The organism is Arthrobacter methylotrophus, assembly GCF_039539965.1.
In the GTDB taxonomy this organism is placed as follows: Bacteria; Actinomycetota; Actinomycetes; order Actinomycetales; family Micrococcaceae; genus Arthrobacter; species Arthrobacter methylotrophus.
Map to the genome: position 1 here is coordinate 1640640 of NZ_BAABED010000001.1, position 17885 is coordinate 1658524.

General features: G+C 62.9%; 36 protein-coding genes. 4 read left to right on the forward strand and 32 right to left on the reverse strand.

The window, feature by feature from the left end:
* Nucleotides 1-45: 45 nt before the first annotated feature.
* The gene (locus ABD884_RS08150; RefSeq protein ID WP_345042758.1) at nucleotides 46-990 is read right to left on the reverse strand and encodes an ATP-grasp domain-containing protein; all 945 of its coding nucleotides are present in this window, start codon (nucleotides 988-990) and stop codon (nucleotides 46-48) included.
* Between the two features lie 163 nt (nucleotides 991-1153).
* On the reverse strand, nucleotides 1154-1387 hold the full coding sequence (locus ABD884_RS08155; RefSeq protein ID WP_345042763.1) for a hypothetical protein: 234 nt from the start codon (nucleotides 1385-1387) through the stop codon (nucleotides 1154-1156).
* Between the two features lie 277 nt (nucleotides 1388-1664).
* Between ABD884_RS08155 and ABD884_RS08160 the strand changes: the two genes are divergently transcribed.
* Nucleotides 1665-1841, forward strand: a complete 177-nt coding sequence (locus ABD884_RS08160; RefSeq protein ID WP_345042768.1) for a CsbD family protein — start codon at nucleotides 1665-1667, stop codon at nucleotides 1839-1841.
* Nucleotides 1842-2026: 185 nt separating this feature from the next.
* On the opposite strand, the gene ABD884_RS08165 is transcribed toward ABD884_RS08160, so the two are convergent.
* The 5 genes from ABD884_RS08165 to ABD884_RS08185 all read right to left on the reverse strand — a co-directional run bounded on the left by ABD884_RS08165 (nucleotide 2027) and on the right by ABD884_RS08185 (nucleotide 3825).
* The gene (locus tag ABD884_RS08165) at nucleotides 2027-2305 is read right to left on the reverse strand and encodes a hypothetical protein (RefSeq protein ID WP_345042774.1); all 279 of its coding nucleotides are present in this window, start codon (nucleotides 2303-2305) and stop codon (nucleotides 2027-2029) included.
* A gap of 39 nt (nucleotides 2306-2344) precedes the next feature.
* A complete protein-coding gene (locus ABD884_RS08170) occupies nucleotides 2345-2572 on the reverse strand; it encodes a hypothetical protein (protein WP_345042780.1) in 228 nt (75 codons plus the stop codon).
* A 99-nt stretch (nucleotides 2573-2671) separates the two neighbouring features.
* Complete coding sequence (locus ABD884_RS08175; RefSeq protein WP_345042787.1) at nucleotides 2672-2956, reverse strand: hypothetical protein; 285 nt, start codon at nucleotides 2954-2956, stop codon at nucleotides 2672-2674.
* Nucleotides 2957-3019: 63 nt separating this feature from the next.
* Nucleotides 3020-3319: a hypothetical protein gene (locus ABD884_RS08180; protein WP_345042793.1), complete on the reverse strand. Its 300-nt coding sequence runs from the start codon at nucleotides 3317-3319 to the stop codon at nucleotides 3020-3022.
* Between the two features lie 32 nt (nucleotides 3320-3351).
* Nucleotides 3352-3825, reverse strand: a complete 474-nt coding sequence (locus tag ABD884_RS08185) for a hypothetical protein (RefSeq protein WP_345042799.1) — start codon at nucleotides 3823-3825, stop codon at nucleotides 3352-3354.
* Between the two features lie 170 nt (nucleotides 3826-3995).
* Between ABD884_RS08185 and ABD884_RS08190 the strand changes: the two genes are divergently transcribed.
* On the forward strand, nucleotides 3996-4442 hold the full coding sequence (locus ABD884_RS08190) for a LexA family protein (RefSeq protein WP_345042806.1): 447 nt from the start codon (nucleotides 3996-3998) through the stop codon (nucleotides 4440-4442).
* Between the two features lie 8 nt (nucleotides 4443-4450).
* Nucleotides 4451-5749: a Y-family DNA polymerase gene (locus ABD884_RS08195; RefSeq protein ID WP_345042813.1), complete on the forward strand. Its 1299-nt coding sequence runs from the start codon at nucleotides 4451-4453 to the stop codon at nucleotides 5747-5749.
* Here ABD884_RS08195 and ABD884_RS08200 read toward each other — a convergent pair.
* The 20 genes from ABD884_RS08200 to ABD884_RS08295 all read right to left on the reverse strand — a co-directional run bounded on the left by ABD884_RS08200 (nucleotide 5736) and on the right by ABD884_RS08295 (nucleotide 15055).
* Nucleotides 5736-6146, reverse strand: a complete 411-nt coding sequence (locus tag ABD884_RS08200) for a hypothetical protein (protein ID WP_345042818.1) — start codon at nucleotides 6144-6146, stop codon at nucleotides 5736-5738. The genes ABD884_RS08195 and ABD884_RS08200 overlap by 14 nt on opposite strands.
* A gap of 75 nt (nucleotides 6147-6221) precedes the next feature.
* Nucleotides 6222-6932: a hypothetical protein gene (locus ABD884_RS08205; RefSeq protein ID WP_345042825.1), complete on the reverse strand. Its 711-nt coding sequence runs from the start codon at nucleotides 6930-6932 to the stop codon at nucleotides 6222-6224.
* Nucleotides 6933-7055: 123 nt separating this feature from the next.
* Nucleotides 7056-7361: a hypothetical protein gene (locus ABD884_RS08210; protein ID WP_345042830.1), complete on the reverse strand. Its 306-nt coding sequence runs from the start codon at nucleotides 7359-7361 to the stop codon at nucleotides 7056-7058.
* 109 nt (nucleotides 7362-7470) lie between these two features.
* Nucleotides 7471-8304, reverse strand: coding sequence for a hypothetical protein (locus ABD884_RS08215; protein ID WP_345042835.1), 834 nt, complete (start codon nucleotides 8302-8304; stop codon nucleotides 7471-7473).
* A 105-nt stretch (nucleotides 8305-8409) separates the two neighbouring features.
* Complete coding sequence (gene orn / locus ABD884_RS08220) at nucleotides 8410-9009, reverse strand: oligoribonuclease (protein ID WP_345042841.1); 600 nt, start codon at nucleotides 9007-9009, stop codon at nucleotides 8410-8412.
* Between the two features lie 7 nt (nucleotides 9010-9016).
* Entirely contained in the window at nucleotides 9017-9211 is a 195-nt protein-coding gene (locus ABD884_RS08225; protein ID WP_345042848.1) for a hypothetical protein, read from the reverse strand.
* Complete coding sequence (locus tag ABD884_RS08230) at nucleotides 9204-9494, reverse strand: hypothetical protein (protein ID WP_345042853.1); 291 nt, start codon at nucleotides 9492-9494, stop codon at nucleotides 9204-9206. The genes ABD884_RS08225 and ABD884_RS08230 overlap by 8 nt, the downstream gene beginning before the upstream one ends.
* A 39-nt stretch (nucleotides 9495-9533) precedes the next feature.
* Complete coding sequence (locus ABD884_RS08235) at nucleotides 9534-9842, reverse strand: hypothetical protein (RefSeq protein ID WP_345042860.1); 309 nt, start codon at nucleotides 9840-9842, stop codon at nucleotides 9534-9536.
* A gap of 13 nt (nucleotides 9843-9855) precedes the next feature.
* On the reverse strand, nucleotides 9856-10308 hold the full coding sequence (locus ABD884_RS08240) for a hypothetical protein (RefSeq protein WP_345042864.1): 453 nt from the start codon (nucleotides 10306-10308) through the stop codon (nucleotides 9856-9858).
* Entirely contained in the window at nucleotides 10305-10703 is a 399-nt protein-coding gene (locus ABD884_RS08245) for a hypothetical protein (RefSeq protein ID WP_345042869.1), read from the reverse strand. The genes ABD884_RS08240 and ABD884_RS08245 overlap by 4 nt, the downstream gene beginning before the upstream one ends.
* Entirely contained in the window at nucleotides 10700-11149 is a 450-nt protein-coding gene (locus ABD884_RS08250; RefSeq protein ID WP_345042876.1) for a hypothetical protein, read from the reverse strand. Before ABD884_RS08250 ends, ABD884_RS08245 begins: the two co-directional genes overlap by 4 nt.
* 186 nt (nucleotides 11150-11335) lie before the next feature.
* Entirely contained in the window at nucleotides 11336-11827 is a 492-nt protein-coding gene (locus ABD884_RS08255) for an HNH endonuclease (RefSeq protein WP_345042885.1), read from the reverse strand.
* Between the two features lie 67 nt (nucleotides 11828-11894).
* Nucleotides 11895-12182: a hypothetical protein gene (locus ABD884_RS08260; RefSeq protein WP_345042892.1), complete on the reverse strand. Its 288-nt coding sequence runs from the start codon at nucleotides 12180-12182 to the stop codon at nucleotides 11895-11897.
* Entirely contained in the window at nucleotides 12145-12519 is a 375-nt protein-coding gene (locus ABD884_RS08265; protein ID WP_345042899.1) for a hypothetical protein, read from the reverse strand. The genes ABD884_RS08260 and ABD884_RS08265 overlap by 38 nt, the downstream gene beginning before the upstream one ends.
* Nucleotides 12520-12622: 103 nt before the next feature.
* Nucleotides 12623-12868, reverse strand: coding sequence for a hypothetical protein (locus tag ABD884_RS08270; RefSeq protein ID WP_345042904.1), 246 nt, complete (start codon nucleotides 12866-12868; stop codon nucleotides 12623-12625).
* A gap of 64 nt (nucleotides 12869-12932) precedes the next feature.
* Complete coding sequence (locus ABD884_RS08275) at nucleotides 12933-13160, reverse strand: hypothetical protein (RefSeq protein WP_345042909.1); 228 nt, start codon at nucleotides 13158-13160, stop codon at nucleotides 12933-12935.
* Between the two features lie 72 nt (nucleotides 13161-13232).
* Nucleotides 13233-13469, reverse strand: a complete 237-nt coding sequence (locus ABD884_RS08280; RefSeq protein ID WP_345042915.1) for a hypothetical protein — start codon at nucleotides 13467-13469, stop codon at nucleotides 13233-13235.
* Nucleotides 13470-13479: 10 nt separating this feature from the next.
* Entirely contained in the window at nucleotides 13480-13860 is a 381-nt protein-coding gene (locus ABD884_RS08285) for a hypothetical protein (RefSeq protein ID WP_345042923.1), read from the reverse strand.
* A complete protein-coding gene (locus ABD884_RS08290) occupies nucleotides 13853-13984 on the reverse strand; it encodes a hypothetical protein (protein WP_345042928.1) in 132 nt (43 codons plus the stop codon). The genes ABD884_RS08285 and ABD884_RS08290 overlap by 8 nt, the downstream gene beginning before the upstream one ends.
* A 33-nt stretch (nucleotides 13985-14017) precedes the next feature.
* The gene (locus ABD884_RS08295; protein ID WP_345042938.1) at nucleotides 14018-15055 is read right to left on the reverse strand and encodes an RNA ligase family protein; all 1038 of its coding nucleotides are present in this window, start codon (nucleotides 15053-15055) and stop codon (nucleotides 14018-14020) included.
* 132 nt (nucleotides 15056-15187) lie between these two features.
* On the opposite strand from ABD884_RS08295, the gene ABD884_RS08300 reads away from it, so the two are divergent.
* On the forward strand, nucleotides 15188-15739 hold the full coding sequence (locus ABD884_RS08300; RefSeq protein ID WP_345042943.1) for a hypothetical protein: 552 nt from the start codon (nucleotides 15188-15190) through the stop codon (nucleotides 15737-15739).
* Between the two features lie 70 nt (nucleotides 15740-15809).
* Here ABD884_RS08300 and ABD884_RS08305 read toward each other — a convergent pair whose 3' ends face one another.
* From ABD884_RS08305 to ABD884_RS08325, 5 genes are all read right to left on the reverse strand, one after another.
* On the reverse strand, nucleotides 15810-16145 hold the full coding sequence (locus tag ABD884_RS08305) for a hypothetical protein (RefSeq protein ID WP_345042949.1): 336 nt from the start codon (nucleotides 16143-16145) through the stop codon (nucleotides 15810-15812).
* Nucleotides 16142-16657 carry a Panacea domain-containing protein gene (locus ABD884_RS08310; protein WP_345042958.1) on the reverse strand — a complete coding sequence of 172 codons (516 nt, stop codon included), beginning with the start codon at nucleotides 16655-16657 and terminating at the stop codon, nucleotides 16142-16144. Before ABD884_RS08310 ends, ABD884_RS08305 begins: the two co-directional genes overlap by 4 nt.
* A gap of 6 nt (nucleotides 16658-16663) precedes the next feature.
* A complete protein-coding gene (locus ABD884_RS08315) occupies nucleotides 16664-16915 on the reverse strand; it encodes a hypothetical protein (protein ID WP_345042965.1) in 252 nt (83 codons plus the stop codon).
* A 50-nt stretch (nucleotides 16916-16965) separates the two neighbouring features.
* The gene (locus ABD884_RS08320; protein ID WP_345042970.1) at nucleotides 16966-17196 is read right to left on the reverse strand and encodes a hypothetical protein; all 231 of its coding nucleotides are present in this window, start codon (nucleotides 17194-17196) and stop codon (nucleotides 16966-16968) included.
* 98 nt (nucleotides 17197-17294) lie between these two features.
* Nucleotides 17295-17846, reverse strand: a complete 552-nt coding sequence (locus ABD884_RS08325; RefSeq protein WP_345042979.1) for a hypothetical protein — start codon at nucleotides 17844-17846, stop codon at nucleotides 17295-17297.
* Nucleotides 17847-17885: the final 39 nt, after the last annotated feature.

A 17885-nucleotide genomic window follows, 5' to 3' on the forward strand; every position in this document is an offset into this window, starting at 1 on the left:
AGAACGCCGCCCGCCCCGGATGTCGGGACGGACGGCGCGCAATGGCTAGTTGTCGAGTTCGTCGTGAATGCGCAGGGACTCGTCGGCAGGGCCGGTCTTGACGTCGACGATCTTCACGACGGGCGCCGTGTTTGTTCGGACGCCGGTGGGCAGTGGCCGGGCCCGGGTCAGGAACAGCTCGTCAGGTGTCCACGCCCACCGGTTGTGGCCAGGTTCCTGGGAGGCGAGGACGGATTCAATGACCCCCTCAGATGGTGCGTGGTAGATGTTGGATGACCAGGCGGCGTTGGCTTCGATGACCGAGAAGTCCCCGTCCGCGTCCGTGCCGACGTCAAGGGTGTAGCCCGGGGGCTGGTTGGCACCCATGGCATCAACGACGGTCTGGGCGAACGCTGCGGCCTTGGAAGCGTCCGGGGCGCGGCCTGCCTCGTAGGCATCCCAGGTGATGGTGACGATGCTGTCGCCGACACCTGGCAGCGTGGCCATGTAGAAGGAGGCAGCGGTCACCTTGCCGTGAGCGATGAAGCAGCGGTACTCGCGTACGTACTCCATCGGCTCCGAGCCGAGATAGTGAAGGCCCAAGACACCGTCGGTGTAGTCGAACGCTTCAAAGAGGGAACGCTGGAACTTCCCGCGACCGATGTGAAGACCCGCCGGGACCGCAGAATGCTTATGCTCGGCAAGTTTGTAGAACTTCGGCTTGAAGCCCTTGTATGGCATCTCTTCGATCGTTCCGGCCCATACATCGCGGCGCAGAAATTCAGCCGGCACGGTCGTCAGCCACTCCGGGCCAGTGGACAGGAAAGGGTGCCTGATGCCGGTCTTGAGAAGCCGGATTGCCCACGGACCGGAGCACCAGAGCGCGGTTGAACCGTCGAGCCTAGGTGCATCCAGGCCGAGGGAGTGTTCGACGTCGATGGTGCCGGCGGCGCGCAGGTCATCGGCAACCCAGCGGGCGCTGGTGACGACGGTGAGCTTCTCATAGCTCATGCGCGGTCCTCCTGTCGGACGGAGCGCTTGCCCGCGCGGCGGGCGCGGCGGCGAAGGGAGGGTTTCTGGTCGCCGGTGTTGCAGTACACACAGCCCCCGTTGGCGGACTCGGGGCAGCGTTTGTCCGAATGAGGGCGACCCCTCCGGTCCCGGTCGGTGCCGCTCATTTAGCGGGCCGGACCTTGTTCCATGCCTCCCAGTTACAGGAAATGCTGTCGTAGCCGTTGTCCCGTACACACACGAGCGGATCGCCTTGCACATTCGTCTGGTAGACCTCGAGCTGCTTGCTGGACGGCTGGCTTTTGTCCACGGATGCTCCCGGGTGGCTGCCGCAGGCGGTAAGTCCGGCAGCTGCGGAAAACACGATGGAAAGAATGGTGAAAGAGCGCTTCATCATTGGGTTTCTGCTTTCAGGGTCAGGAGTGGCCCGAGGCGGTAGATGACCCGCGGGCCGGGAGACGTGGAGTGGCCGCGTCATGGGTCACATGTGTGCGGAGATAGGAGTCCGGCTCACCGCCTGATGGAAGCAGGCGGTGAGCCGCCAACCGGGGCCCTGTACGTCGGATAGACAGAGCACCGGCATCGCCACGATTTTTGACGGACCTGTACCTACAATTAATTGTCGGCCTCCACGGAATCCACGACGCGGGGGCGTTCAATCAAGGAGGACCACAATGGGTTTGGGTGACAAGATCCACAACGCTGCCGAGAAGCTCCACGGCAAGGGCAAAGAAGCAGTCGGAGATGCCACCGACAACGACCGGCTGAAGGCCGAAGGCAAAGGGCATCAAGTCAAAGCGGACCTGAAACAGGCCGGCGAGAAGGTGAAGGACGCCTTCAAGAAGCACTGAGCCAGGCAGATTGAACGGAGAGGCGCGATCCGGTTGGGCCGCACCTCTCCTTTCTCTTGAGCGACGCCGCTCAATATCTAGCCTTTTACTAGACCTCTGTAGATCTCGGTACAGAAATGCCGTGGCCGCTACGAGCCGTGCGGGTCAATGAAATGCGATCCGTCGTGTGCGGGGCCGATGGCGCTTCAGGCGGACCACCGGCGGGCGATGACCTCGCGGATTCCGGCCCCATCGGCGACAGAGACCCACTGGCCGTTGCCGGTGCAGGTCATCAGTTCGAATTCGAGGCCGGGCTGGGCGGCCAGGACACGTTCTGCGTAGCGGAGCGCGCCATCTTCGGTGGACCAGACGGAGATGCCGCCGGTGTCTTCGGAATAGGAGGAGAGCATCGCGCCCCAAACCTGGGTGGTTGCAACGGTGAGGGGCAGTGCGGAGGGACGGGGACGGGTCAGTGTGGTTGTCATGGACACCATGTGTGCGGAGAATCCGTCCCCGCTCACCGTCTAGGCTGCGGTAGTGAGCTGCTGCTGGTGGATGCCGGGTTTACGGGTTGGGCGGGCCGGGACACGGACGGTCCGGGGGCGTGGAGGCGCGGCTACTTCAACGGCGTCTTCAAAGCCGGCGTTGAGGGTGTTCCGGATGGTCCGGTACAGGGCGGAGCCCAGCCAGATGAACATGGTGCTGGCGAACAGCCAGTAGCCGTAGACCTGAAGAAGATACGTGAGGAACATGGGCCTCATGTGTGCGGACAACCGGTAAATCCTCACCCTGAACGCAACAGCCCCGCCGGACAATGCCCGACGGGGCTGCTGCAGCGTGATGTGAGTGGGTCAGTGGCGGGCGGGGAGGATAGAGGTTCGGCCGGTCAGATAGTCCAGCTGGGCGAGCTTGTGTTCGAGGCGGGGGATCGTTTCGGCGGCTCCCCGGGCCTTGTTGATGAGATCCAGGGTTGCGGCGCGGTCCTGGGACCATTTGGCGACGATGAGGGCCTTCTGGGTCTCATCCAGGGCGGTTGCGGGGGCAGTGTCCAGATGGTCCGCGAGAACCGCCTGTCGCTGCCAGGCGTCTTCGAGCTGGTCCGGTGCGCCGACGGGCGCGATCAATGTTGCAGTCATGCCAGGTAAGTGTGCGGCTGCCGCGCCGGTACGGTGATGGGCCCATCTTTCAAGGGGAGGATGTCACCGGTCGCTGGTCTTCCAACTGCACTCCACGGCAGTTGTTCCGTTCGTCCCGGTGCTGACAGAGTCAGTGGCGCAGTTGAGCCCGAACGAAGTGCCGCCGAAATGAAGGTCGAGTCCCATTGTCTGATCAGCAGGCTTAGCGGGGCTGGTTGCCGGCACGGGACTAGCAGGGGTCGGAAGCGAGGTGACATCCAGGGTCCGATCAAGAACAGGAGTCCCTGCCTGGCATCCGGTCAGGAGGGCGGTGCCGCCGGCCAGAAGGAGGACGGCTGCGATTCGAGATGGGATGTTCTTCATCTCCGCAATGTGTGCGGGTGGGGGTGTTCAGCTCACCGGAGGCGTTTTCGCCCCAGCAGTAGCAGCGCAGCGGTGGCAGCTACGGTTGCCGCCACGATCAACGTCGTCCTGCCACCTGATGACGAGTCGCATTCCAAGTGAGATGGCACCAAGGCTTCCTTAGTCGGAATTGACTTTGGAGATGCAGCGCCCAAAATGGCCGGTACTAGAGAGGCGAGAAGCAACGCGATTATTACGCCGATCAGCACATTTTTCACGATGGCCAGGGACTCATCGCCGTGAGGCAAGTTCTCGGCCGAGTACCCCGGAAGGCCGGTGTTCCAAACATAGAGCAGCGCCATCAGTTCTCCCAGAACGGTCGCGCCGAGCATTCCGACACCGTACACAAGGAGGACCCACGTCTTGGCGTCGGTACGCTGCGAATACTGCCTGAACTCGAGAAGGTGAGCGAAAAAGAAGATCGGGATCACCAGGGCGACAACCACGAAGTATTGCTGGTAGTTCATGGGCCCTCCGCAGGTTGGAGCCGTTCGGTGTGCCCTGAAGCATACCCTCGACCGAACCGGTCGTTACCCCTCGAAGGATCTTTGTCGGACTGCCGCGCCTATAATCAAATATGTGTTCGATGGTCTATCGAGGCACTCGAACATAAGTTTCAATGGTGGGAGGCTCTGGCATGGGCGAAGTAGCGGAGATCGGCGCGCTCGAAGCCGATCTCACCGGTTTCACAGGTGTCGCGGTTGCCCCGGTGTCCGTTGCAGCCGGCTTCCCGTCGCCAGCCCAGGACTATTTCACCGGTCGCGTCGACCTCAACAAGCACCTGATCAAGGACATTACATGCACCTTCCTGGTCCGGGTTGCCGGGCATTCGATGGAAGGCGCCGGCATCTCGGATGGCGACGAGGTTCTCGTTGACCGTTCCCTCACGCCCGTGGACGGCGACATCGTTGTGGCCGTCATCGATGGTGACATGACTATCAAACGACTTCGACTCGATCACGGCAGGGTCCGGCTCGCTGCCGAAAATGCAGGATACCCCGACATCGTCATCTCGGAGCTGAGCGAACTCTCGGTCTGGGGTGTCGTTACGCTTTGCCTGCACCACGTTTACCGCCGGCAGTGACACCTCGAATGCAAGGGCATCCAGGAGGCAAAGTCGACCGGGTCGCCCTGGTGGACGTGAACAGTTTCTATGTCAGCTGTGAACGGGTTTTTGATCCCAGTCTGGAAGGCAAGCCGGTTGTCGTCCTATCAAACAACGACGGCTGCGTGGTCGCCCGCTCCAACGAGGCGAAAGCCCTCGGCATCGATAACGGCGACCCCTGGTTCAAGCTCGCAGCGGACGCCAAACGCACCGGCCTGATCCACCGAAGTTCAAACTATGAGCTCTACGGAGACCTGTCTTCCAGGGTCATGGAGCTGCTTGGCCGCTTCTCGTACCTCATCGAGGTTTACAGCATTGATGAAGCCTTCGTCTCGCTCCGCGGCACCCCGGAGGACCTGTTGAAGGTCGGGCGGGAGATCAAAGCAGCGGTGGCAAAGAACATCGGCTTGCCGGTCTGTGTGGGGATAGCGCCGACCAAGACCCTGGCCAAATTCGTGAACCGGGTGGCCAAACAGAACCCAGCCCTCGAAGGGGTCTGCAGCTGGGACACCCTCCCGCCGGACCATGCCGAGACCATTATGTCCCGTGTCCCGGTGACAGGGATCTGGGGAATCGCCGGGCGCCTGGGCAAGAAGCTGAACGCGATGGGCATCTTCACGATCGCTGACCTGAAAGCCGCCGATCCGGTGGCAATGCGGAAGAAATTCAGTGTCCTGATGCAGCGAACCATCATGGAGCTCAACGGCATCCCGTGCATCCCTTTGGAGACAGAGATCGCAACCAAGCAGCAGTTGATTTTCTCGAGGTCGTTCTCCACCCCGGTGACAACGGCATCCCGTATGCACGAAGTCATGGCCATCTACGCACAACAGGCCGCGATCCGGCTCGCCAAAGACCACCAACAAGCGAAGATCATGTCCTGCTTCGCCGGCACGTCCTACTTCAACGAGAAGTTCTCATCCTTCCCGTCCGCGACCGTGAACCTGGCAGCACCGACGGCGGACCCGGTTCTCCTGACGAAAGCCGCCGTGGGCGCTCTCGAGCACTCGATTGTTGACGGCATCCCCTATGCCAGGGCCGGGGTGATGCTGACCGATCTGTCGCCGGCCGGCGCCGCGCCCCAGCTGCCGGTTTTTGCTACAGCCCACGAAGAGAAACACATCGGGGCCCTGCTCGGCGACGTCATGGACCGCTTCGGGGTCTCATCCATCGGCCTCGGACGGGCCGGAATGGCCGAAGCCCCCGACTGGGGCATGAAGCGCAAAGCCATGTCGCCGCGGTACACCACCGAATGGGATGAACTGCCGTTGGTCAAAGCCTCCTGAGTTGACTCGCGGTCAGACCTCGGGCGGACCCGATTCCAGGGTCCATGAGGCCGCGGCTCCGGCGTCGGCAACATACCCACCGCTCGTGATCGGCTTCGATGGCGCTCGTCAACCCCTCAAGGTAGGTAGAGAATGATCCTCTTGGGCTCTGTTCGTCCAGGAAGTTGACTGCCTTCCCTTGCGGGTACATGGTGCAGTCGATGCGCTCATCGTCATTCAGGAACGGTTCCAGAGCTACGGCGAGCCGGGTGCAGATCGGGTGGCTCGGCTCCAGGGCAAGGAGATGATCCTCGAGCGCGTAGTACCAGTCCTCATCAGCAGGATGCTCCTCCGCTTCCAGGTTCAGATGATCGGAAAGGTAGTCGCGGGCCTCGGCCGGGTCAGTCGTGGTCGTCATGCCCTGATTCTAAGGTCACGTCCGGGCGGTCGTCTGGACGGCCTGCCGATACGCCGATGGGAGAAAAGTTCGGTACTACAAACCCAGGTCCTTCACTGCGGTGATCCAGTTGTGGGCGATTGCCTTCTGCGCAGCGACAAGAGTAACCTGATGCGAGCAGACCGCCTTGTGCAGCGTATTCTCCACGGCATCTTTGGGGTTCGTGGTGCCGGTAGCTCCAGCCTTGTTAGGCTCAGGCCACAGGTTCGACACCGAATTTGATCCGGCAAGTTCCAAGGAAATCAGGTGGTCATACTCGGTCGTTTTTGCCGGACTCAGCCCATACTCGCGCAGGCTCTCGGCTTTGACCTTGTCGGTGTCAGAGGCCGGCGGACGGACCGTGGCCGTATAGCCGGACTTGCAGATGGTCGAGTCGATGTTGTCCTCGGTAATAGCCGGATCGGTGCTGCCTGGAGTGCACGTCGGGTCCGGCAGGTACTCGCCGGTGGCAGCGTCAACGGTCTTCGCCGAGCACTGTCCGGCGGCGAGTTGCTCGTCGATCGCAACGAGTCCCGGGGAGTGAACGGACTTCACATCCGTTGCCGCTGCCGACGTGCCAGCGGGAGCGGCCGCCGGAACGGATGATGCCGCCTGGGAAGCAGCCGCTGGGGCAACCGGTGAGACAGCAGGTGAGACGGCCTTCGTTACCGCCTCGGCGGCGCTGTGGGTGCCTTGCTGGCAACCGGTCAGGGCCAAGGTCGCGAAGAGGAATGCGGCGGGCAGGGTGAGATGTTTGCGGAAGTTCATGGCTCTCATGTGTACGGCAGATCGGAAGGCAGTCACCGGGCGGATTTGCTCGTCAACTCTGCCAGCATCCTATGACGCAGAACCGGTCGGACACGCTGAGGATGAATTTCGCGACGTCCATGATCAGGCGGCGTCGAGAGTATCGAACAACTGGCTGCCTTCGCGGACATGGACGGCGGTTCTCCAAGGGCGGCCCAGGGGATCTGTGCCGGCTTGTACAGCGACACTGTCCAGGACGTGTTTTCCGTTCATGTAGCGGGTCAGCTTGATGCCGATACGCCCGTCGGGCAGGACCTTCGCGGATTGGAAGGTGCCGGACACGAGCCGGCCGTTATGGTCAACGGAGCCCGTCTGGATGTGCAGGCCGTCCAGCTGCTTGGAGAGGGCGATGACGTCGTCGTTGGGGATGCTGCGAATCTGAATATTCATGCGCCCCATGTGTGCGGACCCGGGTGCCGCAGTCACCAGTCAGGTGCCGCACCTCGTGATGAGCTTTTCGTAATCACCGGACCTTGACTACCGAAACGTAATCACCGGGTCAGCTTCCCGAGCCGTGCCCCGGGGACTCGGTGCCTGGCAGATCATCACGGATGCCGAGGAGGTAGTCGTTCCGGACCGCGTCACGCTCCAGCTTGGCGACCTTGTCCTTCTTCGCCTGCAGACTGGCCTCGAACGATGTCAGGTCCTGCCGCGCGTCGGCGAGGTCGATCAGAGTGCGGGAACGCTCGGCGGGAAGCATGTTCAGCAGGTAACGCTCCACATGCGGGGCGAAGGCAGTGTCCTGGCCCGTGCGCTGCAGGTGCTCAACACGCATCCGGTTGACTGCCTCAACCTCCGGGATGCGCTGCAGCGACGGCCCCTGGACGGGGGCCAGATCGGTGGTCCGGATGACCACGAAGCCCTTCACTATCTCGATGCCTGTGACTGCGTGGAAGCTCACCTCGTGAGGAGTGCCGACCCACATCGGGGTCTCCGGCCCGGCCGGGTGAAGGTCGACGAACCCGTTACGGCCGTGACTGCGCCACGTCGTGTTCGGCCCGGTCTCCTTCAGGAAGTCGATGAGTTCGGCGACCGTGAGGTCCAGGGCGCCGCGGGCGATTGTGGGGGTGATCGACAGCCCGTCCACGAACGGGCGGTGCCGGAACAAGACTCCCGGGGTGCTGGCAGACCCAAAACCGGACATCTTTACGACGGCGTCCTGGGGGACCGCGGCGAGGGCGTCCAGGAATCCCTGGAGCGTGAGTTGAGTGGTCATGGACCTGATGTGTGCGGAAGGGCCGCCCCGGCTCACCGGGACGGCCCTTCGATTGTCGGCTTGCGGGATTTGAACCCGGATCTTCCGCGACCGTTCGCGGTGCTCTGGAGCTAACATGTTGGCGGTGCCGTGAGTGTCTAGAATCCGGCCCTGGTCCCTGTTTCGCCCTCGCCTGGTTGAGCTATCGGCCGTGGTGCCGCCGGGGCGAGCCGGCGGCGGGTCTTACTGAGGTGCGAGAAGGTGCATTCCGGCCCGGTAGTAGCGCAGTTCGTTGACGCCGGCGCGGATGTCGGTCAGCGCGGTGTGGTCGCTGAGCTTGGGCGGCATGGCCCTCCAGTAGTCGTACGCCCAGCGGCGGAAGAGTTCGCCCAGGCCGGAGATGTCGATGACGCGGTAGTCCATGTTCTTGCGTGTCTGCGGGAAAAACTTCTCTGTCACATCGAAGTCGTACTTCACGGAGTTCCCGCCGATCACCATGCCCCGGTATGTGGTGCCGTCAGCGAGTTCTTCACCCTTGATGGGGAAGTATGGGGCTGCGAAGCCTGCCAGGGCGGCATCGAACTGGGCCCGTGTGGTTGTGGAGGCCCGGACCTTGTCCAGCAGCCCGGTCTCGGTGTGCATGTTGCGCACGTAGTCCCCCATGTAGGAGAGCTCGTCCTCGGTGGCGTGGACGGTGATGCCTTCGAGGACGGCGAGTTCGTTCAGCTGGCCGTCGGTGATGATGGCGGCGCCTTCCAGCGGAACAGTAAACGGATCGCTCATCAGGCCGGTGGCCTCGTAGTCGATCCACAGAATGTTGTCGGAGTTCGGAGTGATCGTCATGGGGTCCTCAGTCGTTGTAGGGGTTGGCGGTCAGGTCGGCTTGGCCGTCCCAGTCGCGCAGGGCTTCGGTGCCATCCCTCCAAGCGGTGGCAAGTTCAGGGTCATCGTAGGGGCAATCGGAGGCGTCCACATCGCCGAAAATGTCAGCGATCAGCTCGGCGCCGCGCACCCAGGCGGCCGAGAGTGCAGCCAGCTCAGGCACGGTATCCGCCGCGTTCAAGCGCTGTACTGATGTCGATAACAGGATGCAGCCCGCAGTGGTGTTCGTGGATGCAACCCTCGGGGGCGTTCCACGAGGAGGCGACGCAGTTGCATTCCTTGACGTCCACGTGCAGGATGCCGTCCCGGATCACCAGGTCGTTCTCGTCCGGCAGCTCCGGCGCGGGGTGCTTCACCAGCAGTGCCGCCAGCTGCGACTTGGTGACGGCGCCGGGTGCGTTGATCGCTGCCTGGAGGGCCTGGTGCAGGGTGGTGGAAGATGCCATGCCCACCATGTGTGCGGAGGTGGCGGCCCGGCTCACCGCCTAGCGGACTGCCGGCAGGGTGGCAAAGCGTTCGAGTACTGCGGCCTCGTCGACGATCCGGCCGTCGGCGTCGTTATGGATCCCGCCGCCGACCATCTGCGCGTGGCGGGCGTGCCAATACATTGCCGCGAGTTCGGCCTCCGTCAGGGTCCTCGGGACAGCATGGCCGACGACCAGGTGGCCCCAGTTGTCTCTCGGCTTCTCGGCCAGTGTGCCCGGCAGGAAGTAGAGGCCGGTGGACTCCTCCCGGTCATAGAGGACGGCGTCGAACGGCTTGAATGCGGGCTCGGCCTGGGCGGTCATTTCCATGGTTTCTCCTGGGCTAGTCTGTTGCAGTGGGGTGGCGGAGGTGGTTGGCAGCCTGGGTCCAGCCGAGGTTCGTCTCGTCACTCCAGCGGAGCCAGTTCATGGAGGTCCGGATGGCGGCTTCTTCCTCGAGCTTGTCGGCCAGGCGCAGCCGCTCGGCCTTGGCGACGCCGGCGGTTTCGGCGATACCGGACTGTTCCATCAGGTCGGCGACGTGATAGGCGTGCTCGGACCAGATCGCGTCGTCTCCGACCAGATTCGCGTGGCTGGACTGGAAGCCGCAACCCTCGCCCATGCAGTCGATGATGACCGGACGCCCATCAAGGACGGAGGGTTGTGCCCAGTGGTTGGTCAGGATCTTGGCGATGATGTCCTTGCCGGTGGTGCAGCCTGGACCAGAGGTCCCTGCCGGCGCCTTCCGGGGTTGCGCGCGGTCGTAGGGTCCGCCAGTCGTGTTGGTGTGCATCATGCCTCCAGTGAAGTGGTCATGTCGATGAACTTGTAGGCATCCGACGCCCGGCCGGCGTACTGGACCGCGGGGTCGACCGCGGTGGACGCGGTCTGGGCGCGGCGGCCGCCGGCGGTCTTCCAGGGGCCGGGGACTTCGTTGACCCAGCCGTCCCAGTCGCGGAGCCATTCGGTGCCTTCAGTGTCAAACGCGCGAAACGCCTGGAGGCTCGGAGGCTTCGGCCCGGTGTTGCCCCATCCTTCGGAGAACAGGTCGCGGACCTTTTTCTCTTCGACGATGGTGATGGGAAATCGGGTCACCGGTGTGACGGTGTGCAGGCAGCCGAGGTCACAAACCGCCTGGTACTTGTCACCTTTTTCGTCGATGGCCACGACAGCTCCCGCCTGCAGCATCATGCGCTCCTAGCGATGACGACGAGGTTTTCGAGGGCTGAGACCAGCTCGGCGTGCGAGGCGCCTTCGGTCCGGATGCCGAGACGTTCGGCGGCGGTGATGATCGCTTCTTCGAGTTGGGCCAGGCGGGCACCGGGGCCATCTGCCGGTGGAGCGGCATGGATACGGACCTGAACGGACGTGAGCACCGCTGTGCTCCCGGGGTTCCGTTTCTGGATGTCGCTGTTTCGGACGGACAAGTCAGTCAGGACCTCCCAGCTCCGGGTGTTGTGCCGCTGCGGGTTGACGCTGTCCGACCAGCCGCCAGCGCCGCGCATCATGAATCCGGTGGAGGACCCGCCCCCGGACGCGAAGCTGTAGTGGAAGGACGCGACGGTCCCGACCGGTGGTTCTTGCTCGGGAACGAAGTGGTCGAACATCGGCTTGGCGGTGGCTGTCTCGGTGGTCATAGCACTCATGTGTGCGGCGTCCGTCGGTGCTTTCACCGCTGTCTCTCACGTTGCGCCAGCCCGGACGGGGCATTAAGCTCAAACCAACCCGGCAGTTCTGAGAGCTGCGAGTAAAGCATTGGCGGTGGCTTCCTGTGAAAGCGGGGAGCCGCCGCCTTTGTCATTCCCGGGACAAACCGCCGGCGGTCAGCTCGTCTTGCCGAGTTCGAATGCCCGTTGCGGCAGGCCCAGTACCCAGCCAAGTTCACTCGGCAGGAAGTCGGCCTTTGCGGAGTTGCAGGGATCGCAGGCGCCAACCAGGTTAAGCGGGTGGCTTGTGCCGCCCCTGCTGATCGGACGGACATGATCGATGGTCGTCGAGGGTGCCTCCCGGCACCACAGGCAGAGAACGTCCTCGGCCAACACCGCGTCCCGAAGCTCCGGCGGAACGATGTGGATGAGCCTACCGTCGCCGGTGTAGGGCCAGCGTGCGAGGTCGAGGATCCTCGGTTCTCCCAACTCCGCTCCCGGTGGGAGAAACCGGGCGGCTGCCCGCTGCAGCGCGTTGTGCAACCCGCGGGCGTGGTTCCTTTTCACCTTGGCGTTGATCGCTTCCAGTCTTGCCCGGGCTGCGATGACGCGCTTCTCGTGCCTCAGCCGTGCCTCGTGCGAGGAGGTGGCGGGATCATCGCGGTTCATGTGGTGTTTGGCCACGGGGTCTCGTCTCTCCGACCTAGCGCGGCGTCACGGAGTTTCTCGCGTGCGGTCACTTGCTCTCTCCATCGCTGATGAGACGCATGATCTTGTCCAGCGGCAGGCTCATGGCCATGCCCTGGGGTGTGCCGCGGAACGACACCGGGACGGTGACGAGCAGCTCCCCGGTGGTGAGGTGGCGGCGCATGTTCGTGGAGTCGGCGTCGGCTGTCGCGGTCCAGTGCTTGCCGCCGCGGCCGTAGACGAATTTCTGGCCGGCCTTGATGTTCTGGGCAAGGACGTAGTGGCGCGGCGCCAGCGGGTCACGCATGTCGAGCAACGTCCGGGAAACTGTCGTCATGATCTTCATGGCCTACAACTTCTGTCGAGCAGGCGCCGTGATCCACGGTCGTCCCACTCGCCAGGTACATCGAGACAGCGAGGACCATGTAGCCGATGGCAAAAAAAGCGATGAAGAACCCGCCCACGGAGAGTCGTACTGTTGTATCAGGCACTACTTGGTTGCTGACCGTGAAGATGACCGCAGCGAATCCGAACAAACCAAGCAACAGTGTGCTGGCGGCAATGAGCTGAACCAAGGGTGTTCGGTCACCAGCAGCCTGCTTCCTGCTAGCGAGGTACTTGGTGACCAGTGTCGTGACAAGGGCGGTGGCAATGACCAGAGTAATAGCTTCCATTTCCCCAATGTGTGCGGAGGAGGCTTGTGCCCTCACCGGCCGCTGTTCTCCCGGTCAGACCAAAGACCGGCCCGGAGAACGAGCCAGTCCTTCGTGACGATGGCTAGTCGAGGAAGTTCTCATCCTCGTCGGTTCCGTTCGACGCATCGATAAGCAGGTCGAGCAGGTCCTGGGCAAGCAGCTTGAATGTGGGCTCAGTGATCGGTTCGATCGAGGCAGTGCTCGTGATGCCGTCCAGGATGGCGTCGTACGCCTCGGAGTACGGCAGAGCGATGACCACGTCAGGGTGGCCGGTCACGTCCGGTACATCGCAGATGTAGCCGCCGGGGGTGATGATTCTCTCGGGCAAGGGTACCTCTTTCTGTTTGGACTCTGCTCGATCTACTTCGTAGTCGATACGGGCTGTCGAATGTTTAGCCAACGCTCGTGACCGGGGTCATAGCGTGCGTGCCGTCGGCGTCGTTGCGTTCGTGCCGGATGATCAGTTGGTTTATCGACATGTTCCGGACCACCTCGATCCGCTTGCCGTCAAGGTCGATCTGGACAGTGCCGTCGGCGAGGAGTGTCATCTGCAGGAGTCCGTGGACAGTGACCTGGGTGGAGCCGTCAACGGTTTCGACGGAGAGCGGCGTGTGCGCCATAGCGGTGCCTTTCGGGCGGGGTCTATTCGGAGGTTATGTGTGCGGAGGCCCCGGAACAGCTCCCCGGCCCGGTTAGAGGCCGACCTCCGCCCGGACGGCCTCTCGTGCTTCCGGGGCGACATAGGCGAGCCTCGGGTGATAGGGCGCGATGGTCATGCCGTTGACCGACTCGTCGCGCTCCGCGTAGACGCCGTCGTTGGCCAGCCGGATGGTGATCAGCCCGTCAACAATGCTCATCCAGAGGACGTCGTCGACCGTGATCTGGGTGGAGTCCCCGGACGTTTCGGTGGTGACCTTGTGCTGGGACACGGGGTGCCTTTCAGTTCGTGGCGGATTGTTCTGCTGACCCGGCGGCCGGGATGCCCCAGGACAGGCTCATCTCCCATTGCGCGGGGCTGAAGGTGAAGGTGTGCTTTCCGCCGCGGAACGAGGATTCCCAGAACATGAGGTGGAACATCGTTTCGCAGAGCGTGCCGACGACCGATTCGCAGCCGGACCATCCGGCGGTGATCAGGGTCAGTCGCTTCTCGGGCCGGCCGAAGTCGTTGGTGAAGTCCTCCAGGACGGAGAGCCCGTTGTACATGAGGGACCGCACGTAGGTGACGAACTCCTCCGTCGTGCCGGTGAAGGTGCGGAGGTGGTCGAGTGCTTCGTCAGTGGGGTAGCCGTCGTCGTCGATCACTTCGTCGGGCTCAGTCATCCTGGTCCTCCGGGTGGCCGGTATTGAGGGTTCCCCCGTTACGGACCGGTACCTTGGACCAGTCGGTGGAGCCGTCTTCGCGTTCGGCGTCCTTGGCGGCGTAGTAGTCAGTCAGGTATCCCATATTCAATGCTCCTTGGTCTGGTCGTGAAGGGGCTTAGGAGTGCTTGACGAGCCAGCGGTTGTTGATGGCTTTCATGCCGGTGCGTCCCTGGAGTTCGGGGATACGGGCGCCGGCGGTGTTGTGCCAGACGATGCCTTCGGCCATGACGGCCGGGTTCAACACCGACTTCATGCCTTCGACCTGGGCGAGGGCTTCCTCGACAGTGGCGGGCAGTTCAAGTTCCAGGATCGGGGTGCCGATCTCTTCGATCGCGGTTGGCCATTCGGAGCGGGGCACGAACACCCCGTCGCGGAGCACGTTGAAGGCGAGGAACTTCTTGCCCGGCTCCTTGAGTGTGTTTTTGGCCAGAACCCCGGCGCCGTACAACTCGCCCTGGACCGTGTAGCCCTGCGGCAGGCGCTTGAGGATGTCGTACTCGGCGGCGATCTTCCACGGGGTCGTGGCCTCAGCCGGGCTGGCCGGAGCAGCGTATTCCCAGCCGCGGCCGGCGACCCGCAAGGTGCCGTCGTGATTAATAAAAGTTGTGGATTCTCCGTCAATTTTTTCAGTGGCGATCCAGTCGTAGTCGGCACGGAGATCGGCGAAGACGTCGGTCAGGTTCTGGACACGCTCGGCACCGGTCTTGGGGGCGAAACGGGTCGGGAAAGCTCCTGTGGCCTTGCCAGCCATTTCGTCGGGGATCGGTTCCTCGTACTTGGTGACGCCCAAGACGGCGGCGAGTTCTTCGCCGTCGGCCAGGGTTTCCAGTTCCGGGAACAGGGTAGCCGGGATGGCCAGACCTTGCGAGTAGACGCCGCGCATCTTGGCGGACTTGAGGACATGGCCGTGGACACCGTTGAAGGTCTTGGCGCCGCGGGGTTCCAGGAACGCGAAGCGCGGGTCGGCCAGGGGCAAGTGGCTGTCGATTTCAAAGTAGACGACCTTGTCGCCGACCTCGACCTCGTCTTTCTTCACGACCAGGTTCCAGCCGCGGACCTTTGCAATGGCAATGAAGTCGGCGTTTTCAATGGAGGTGAGAGAGGTGACGGTTTCGACAGTGACGAGCGCGCGGACGGCTTCGAGTGTTTCCATGCCCCACATGTGTGCGGATGTGGGGAATTAGCTAACCGTCCACTCAAGGATCCGCTGCCGAGCGCCGTGTTAGCCGGGCTGAGCCAAGATATTGTTGTGCACGTCTAATCAGCCGTATCTTGGGGGAACCTCATGAAGAAGTTTGGTCTCGTCGTCTCATTGGCATGTGCAGTTGCATTGGCAGGCTGCGGGTCTCCGCAGCCTCAGTCTGCGACAACTCCAATATCGACGCCATCTTCGGCTTCGCCCACACCAACTCCCACTCCCACCCCTACGCCTACGGTGCTCACTGATCAGGCAGCGGGAAAATACTTCCTCGATACCATTTGCCCCGCGAACAAGCTTCTTATACCGCTCGAGGCGGCATTCGCAACAAAACCCATAGACTTCGACACGGCACACAGCGCGACAGCCGCGTATCGAGACGGCCTTGCCGCTGCTGCCAAGGCCCTCACTGCTCCTCCGCTTGCTTGGCCGCAGACGGTAAAACCTGACGTTGATTCGTTCGTGAACGCCCTGTACGCCGACGTGTCCGATAATGAGACCCTCGCGCAGCAGACCACCCTGGCCAATCTGATCGACGCATGGCACAAGCAGCCCAACGCCCAGGGAGGAGCACAAGCCGCGGCGATTCGAATCAAGCTGGGGCTGCCATCCGACGCGAAAGCTTCTTGTGGAATGTGATCAACTCACGGCGCAATCCTGATGGTCCTGCCGCCAGCCCTGTTATTGATGGCGTGACTGCAAAGTAGGGTCAAGCGAAGTGCAACTGCCACTCTTCCTTGGTCTCGTCTTCGGACTGGGGCCAGTTCTGGATCCAGGCGCTGGCTTCTGCACCGCAGCTGCATTTCCAGTGCCAGCCGGCGTAGTCGTCGTCCGGCAGCGACACGGTGGCGTAGCGCGGCCCGATCAGGACGTGGCCGATGGCATCTGCGCCGACGTGGTACTCGCGCACCTGGCTGATGTCGCTGATGTCCTGCACAACCGGTCTCCTCGGCTCCACTGGCCTCGCACTCCGGGCGAGTTGCTCGACTAATTGGCGGTGCTCGTCGGAGGTTCCAAAGACGTGGAACTCCTCTACCTCGCTCATGGCCGGACCTTCAGTGCCTCGTCGGTGTACTGGTTGATGAACCGGTTGGCGTAGGCGGTCCTGTCCGCGGGCGCATCATCGAGGGCCTTGAAGAAGGCTTTCATCTCGCCCAGGTCGATGACCGGATTGGGGTCCTCTTCAGTGGCTCGCTGCATTGCCAGCAGGCATGGCGCCTCGGCGTTGGCCCACTCGGTCAGGGTGATGCCGCTCAGGTGTGAATAGTGGCGGAAGACTGCTTCCAGTACCTCTGCCTGGACAGCGCTTACCGCGTCTGCGTTCCCGGCCGACCAGGACGTCTCCGTGTACCCGTCTGTCTGGTGCGGGAACATCGCCGAGATGAACGGGCCGGTCTTCCGGGTGCGGATCTCCTCCTCGAACAAGGGGCCGCCTGTCCAGGCCAAGTGCCAGCCCTGGGCGAAGTAGGCCATCCTGTGGAGCGAGGAGGTGCTCGCGTGACTGCCTTTCCTGGCCAGCAGGTAGGCAATGGCGTCGTGGACGCTGATGGTTGTCATGGGTTCCTAGAGTCCGAGTCCGATGCCGAGGTTTCCGGAGGGCGACATGGTCAGTCCGCCGCCCATGTCGATGCCGACACCGAGCTTCCCGTTCAGCCCGATCTTGGGGACGAGCTCGCCGGTGGTGTCATCACTGGATGAGGTGGACGACGATGGTGCCGGGGTGGGGGCAGTGGGGCGTTCTCCGCTGTGGCAGCCGGCCATGAGCAATGCGGTCAGGGCGACGGCTGCGAGTGAGAGAGCACGGATGGTCTTCATGTCCACTCATGTGTGCGGCGCAGCCGGCGCTCCTCACCGCGCCGGAGCGCTTAGGAGGCGAACTGGCGGGGGATTTCGAGTCCGGAGCGGCGGAGTTTGGCGACGAGGTTTTTCTGGGCGCGGTGGTCACCGGGGGTTCCGGAGTAGAAGACGGTCGGCTGGGCGGGGTACGGACTGCAGAACTTCACGTGTCCGCTGTTGGTGCGGCCGAACTCCCATCCCTGGGATTCGGCGAGCTTGACTAGGTTGCGGAGGTCTTTGGGAGCGTTTGTGTTTGCCATGCACCTCATGTGTACGGCGGTCCGGAGGGCTCTCACCGTTTCGGGCACGCCTGAAAACCCGTCGCCCATAGGAGGGCGGACGGGCTTCCGTGGACGCGCTAGGAGACGACCAGGACCTCGTTGCCGGCGTAGTCCTCGTCTTCGTCGATAACCGGACTGAAGGTGATGGCAACGTTGGTGAGTGTCTGCGGCTTGGTCATCGCCGTGATGGCCGGGATGCCCACGCCAAGGGACGGGGTGATCAGTTCGAAGTCGACCGAGGACTCCTGCTCCTCGCCGGCTGCCCCTTCGATGATCAGCGCGGCGTTCCAGGTGAATGTTCGAAACGGTGCGGAGACTTCGTGGACCCGTTCGGCCAGCAGGGGAGCGGCTTCCTCCATGGAGGTGAAAGCCTCCATTTCCTCTTCCGTGACGACGTCGAAGACGAGGGCTTCGAAGAGTTCGTCGCCGTCGTCCTCGTGAAGGTGCTGGAGCGCGGCGAGAACCAGCGCATAGGTGTCGCCGGTGGCCTTCAGGGTGATGCGCGGACGGGTGCCGTCCGGATTGGCGGGCACCTCAACACTGGTCGGGACGGGGACACTGAGGCTGATAGCAGCCTTTTCATCTCCTGCGGGGTTTGCGGCCAGGTATTTACGGTCAAGAGTTCTCATGCACCTCATGTGTGCGGAAACCGGGCCTGCTCTCACCAC

Coding starts and splice junctions, on each gene's coding strand:
- ABD884_RS08165 (WP_345042774.1), bottom strand. CDS start 2,305: ATGACAACCACACTGACCCGTCCCCGTCCCTCCGCACTGCCCCTCACC.
- ABD884_RS08310 (WP_345042958.1), bottom strand. CDS start 16,657: ATGACAACCATCAGCGTCCACGACGCCATTGCCTACCTGCTGGCCAGG.
- ABD884_RS08290 (WP_345042928.1), bottom strand. CDS start 13,984: ATGGGATACCTGACTGACTACTACGCCGCCAAGGACGCCGAACGCGAA.
- ABD884_RS08195 (WP_345042813.1), top strand. CDS start 4,451: ATGCAAGGGCATCCAGGAGGCAAAGTCGACCGGGTCGCCCTGGTGGAC.
- orn (WP_345042841.1), bottom strand. CDS start 9,009: ATGACGATCACTCCGAACTCCGACAACATTCTGTGGATCGACTACGAG.
- ABD884_RS08190 (WP_345042806.1), top strand. CDS start 3,996: ATGGGCGAAGTAGCGGAGATCGGCGCGCTCGAAGCCGATCTCACCGGT.
- ABD884_RS08320 (WP_345042970.1), bottom strand. CDS start 17,196: ATGGCAAACACAAACGCTCCCAAAGACCTCCGCAACCTAGTCAAGCTC.
- ABD884_RS08245 (WP_345042869.1), bottom strand. CDS start 10,703: ATGATGCTGCAGGCGGGAGCTGTCGTGGCCATCGACGAAAAAGGTGAC.
- ABD884_RS08325 (WP_345042979.1), bottom strand. CDS start 17,846: ATGAGAACTCTTGACCGTAAATACCTGGCCGCAAACCCCGCAGGAGAT.
- ABD884_RS08215 (WP_345042835.1), bottom strand. CDS start 8,304: ATGTTAGCTCCAGAGCACCGCGAACGGTCGCGGAAGATCCGGGTTCAA.
- ABD884_RS08285 (WP_345042923.1), bottom strand. CDS start 13,860: ATGACTGAGCCCGACGAAGTGATCGACGACGACGGCTACCCCACTGAC.
- ABD884_RS08260 (WP_345042892.1), bottom strand. CDS start 12,182: ATGACGACAGTTTCCCGGACGTTGCTCGACATGCGTGACCCGCTGGCG.
- ABD884_RS08160 (WP_345042768.1), top strand. CDS start 1,665: ATGGGTTTGGGTGACAAGATCCACAACGCTGCCGAGAAGCTCCACGGC.
- ABD884_RS08255 (WP_345042885.1), bottom strand. CDS start 11,827: ATGAACCGCGATGATCCCGCCACCTCCTCGCACGAGGCACGGCTGAGG.
- ABD884_RS08250 (WP_345042876.1), bottom strand. CDS start 11,149: ATGACCACCGAGACAGCCACCGCCAAGCCGATGTTCGACCACTTCGTT.
- ABD884_RS08155 (WP_345042763.1), bottom strand. CDS start 1,387: ATGATGAAGCGCTCTTTCACCATTCTTTCCATCGTGTTTTCCGCAGCT.
- ABD884_RS08200 (WP_345042818.1), bottom strand. CDS start 6,146: ATGACGACCACGACTGACCCGGCCGAGGCCCGCGACTACCTTTCCGAT.
- ABD884_RS08175 (WP_345042787.1), bottom strand. CDS start 2,956: ATGACTGCAACATTGATCGCGCCCGTCGGCGCACCGGACCAGCTCGAA.
- ABD884_RS08275 (WP_345042909.1), bottom strand. CDS start 13,160: ATGGCGCACACGCCGCTCTCCGTCGAAACCGTTGACGGCTCCACCCAG.
- ABD884_RS08170 (WP_345042780.1), bottom strand. CDS start 2,572: ATGTTCCTCACGTATCTTCTTCAGGTCTACGGCTACTGGCTGTTCGCC.
- ABD884_RS08210 (WP_345042830.1), bottom strand. CDS start 7,361: ATGAATATTCAGATTCGCAGCATCCCCAACGACGACGTCATCGCCCTC.
- ABD884_RS08180 (WP_345042793.1), bottom strand. CDS start 3,319: ATGAAGAACATCCCATCTCGAATCGCAGCCGTCCTCCTTCTGGCCGGC.
- ABD884_RS08230 (WP_345042853.1), bottom strand. CDS start 9,494: ATGGCATCTTCCACCACCCTGCACCAGGCCCTCCAGGCAGCGATCAAC.
- ABD884_RS08300 (WP_345042943.1), top strand. CDS start 15,188: ATGAAGAAGTTTGGTCTCGTCGTCTCATTGGCATGTGCAGTTGCATTG.
- ABD884_RS08265 (WP_345042899.1), bottom strand. CDS start 12,519: ATGGAAGCTATTACTCTGGTCATTGCCACCGCCCTTGTCACGACACTG.
- ABD884_RS08240 (WP_345042864.1), bottom strand. CDS start 10,308: ATGATGCACACCAACACGACTGGCGGACCCTACGACCGCGCGCAACCC.
- ABD884_RS08150 (WP_345042758.1), bottom strand. CDS start 990: ATGAGCTATGAGAAGCTCACCGTCGTCACCAGCGCCCGCTGGGTTGCC.
- ABD884_RS08205 (WP_345042825.1), bottom strand. CDS start 6,932: ATGAACTTCCGCAAACATCTCACCCTGCCCGCCGCATTCCTCTTCGCG.
- ABD884_RS08235 (WP_345042860.1), bottom strand. CDS start 9,842: ATGGAAATGACCGCCCAGGCCGAGCCCGCATTCAAGCCGTTCGACGCC.
- ABD884_RS08305 (WP_345042949.1), bottom strand. CDS start 16,145: ATGAGCGAGGTAGAGGAGTTCCACGTCTTTGGAACCTCCGACGAGCAC.
- ABD884_RS08315 (WP_345042965.1), bottom strand. CDS start 16,915: ATGAAGACCATCCGTGCTCTCTCACTCGCAGCCGTCGCCCTGACCGCA.
- ABD884_RS08295 (WP_345042938.1), bottom strand. CDS start 15,055: ATGGAAACACTCGAAGCCGTCCGCGCGCTCGTCACTGTCGAAACCGTC.
- ABD884_RS08185 (WP_345042799.1), bottom strand. CDS start 3,825: ATGAACTACCAGCAATACTTCGTGGTTGTCGCCCTGGTGATCCCGATC.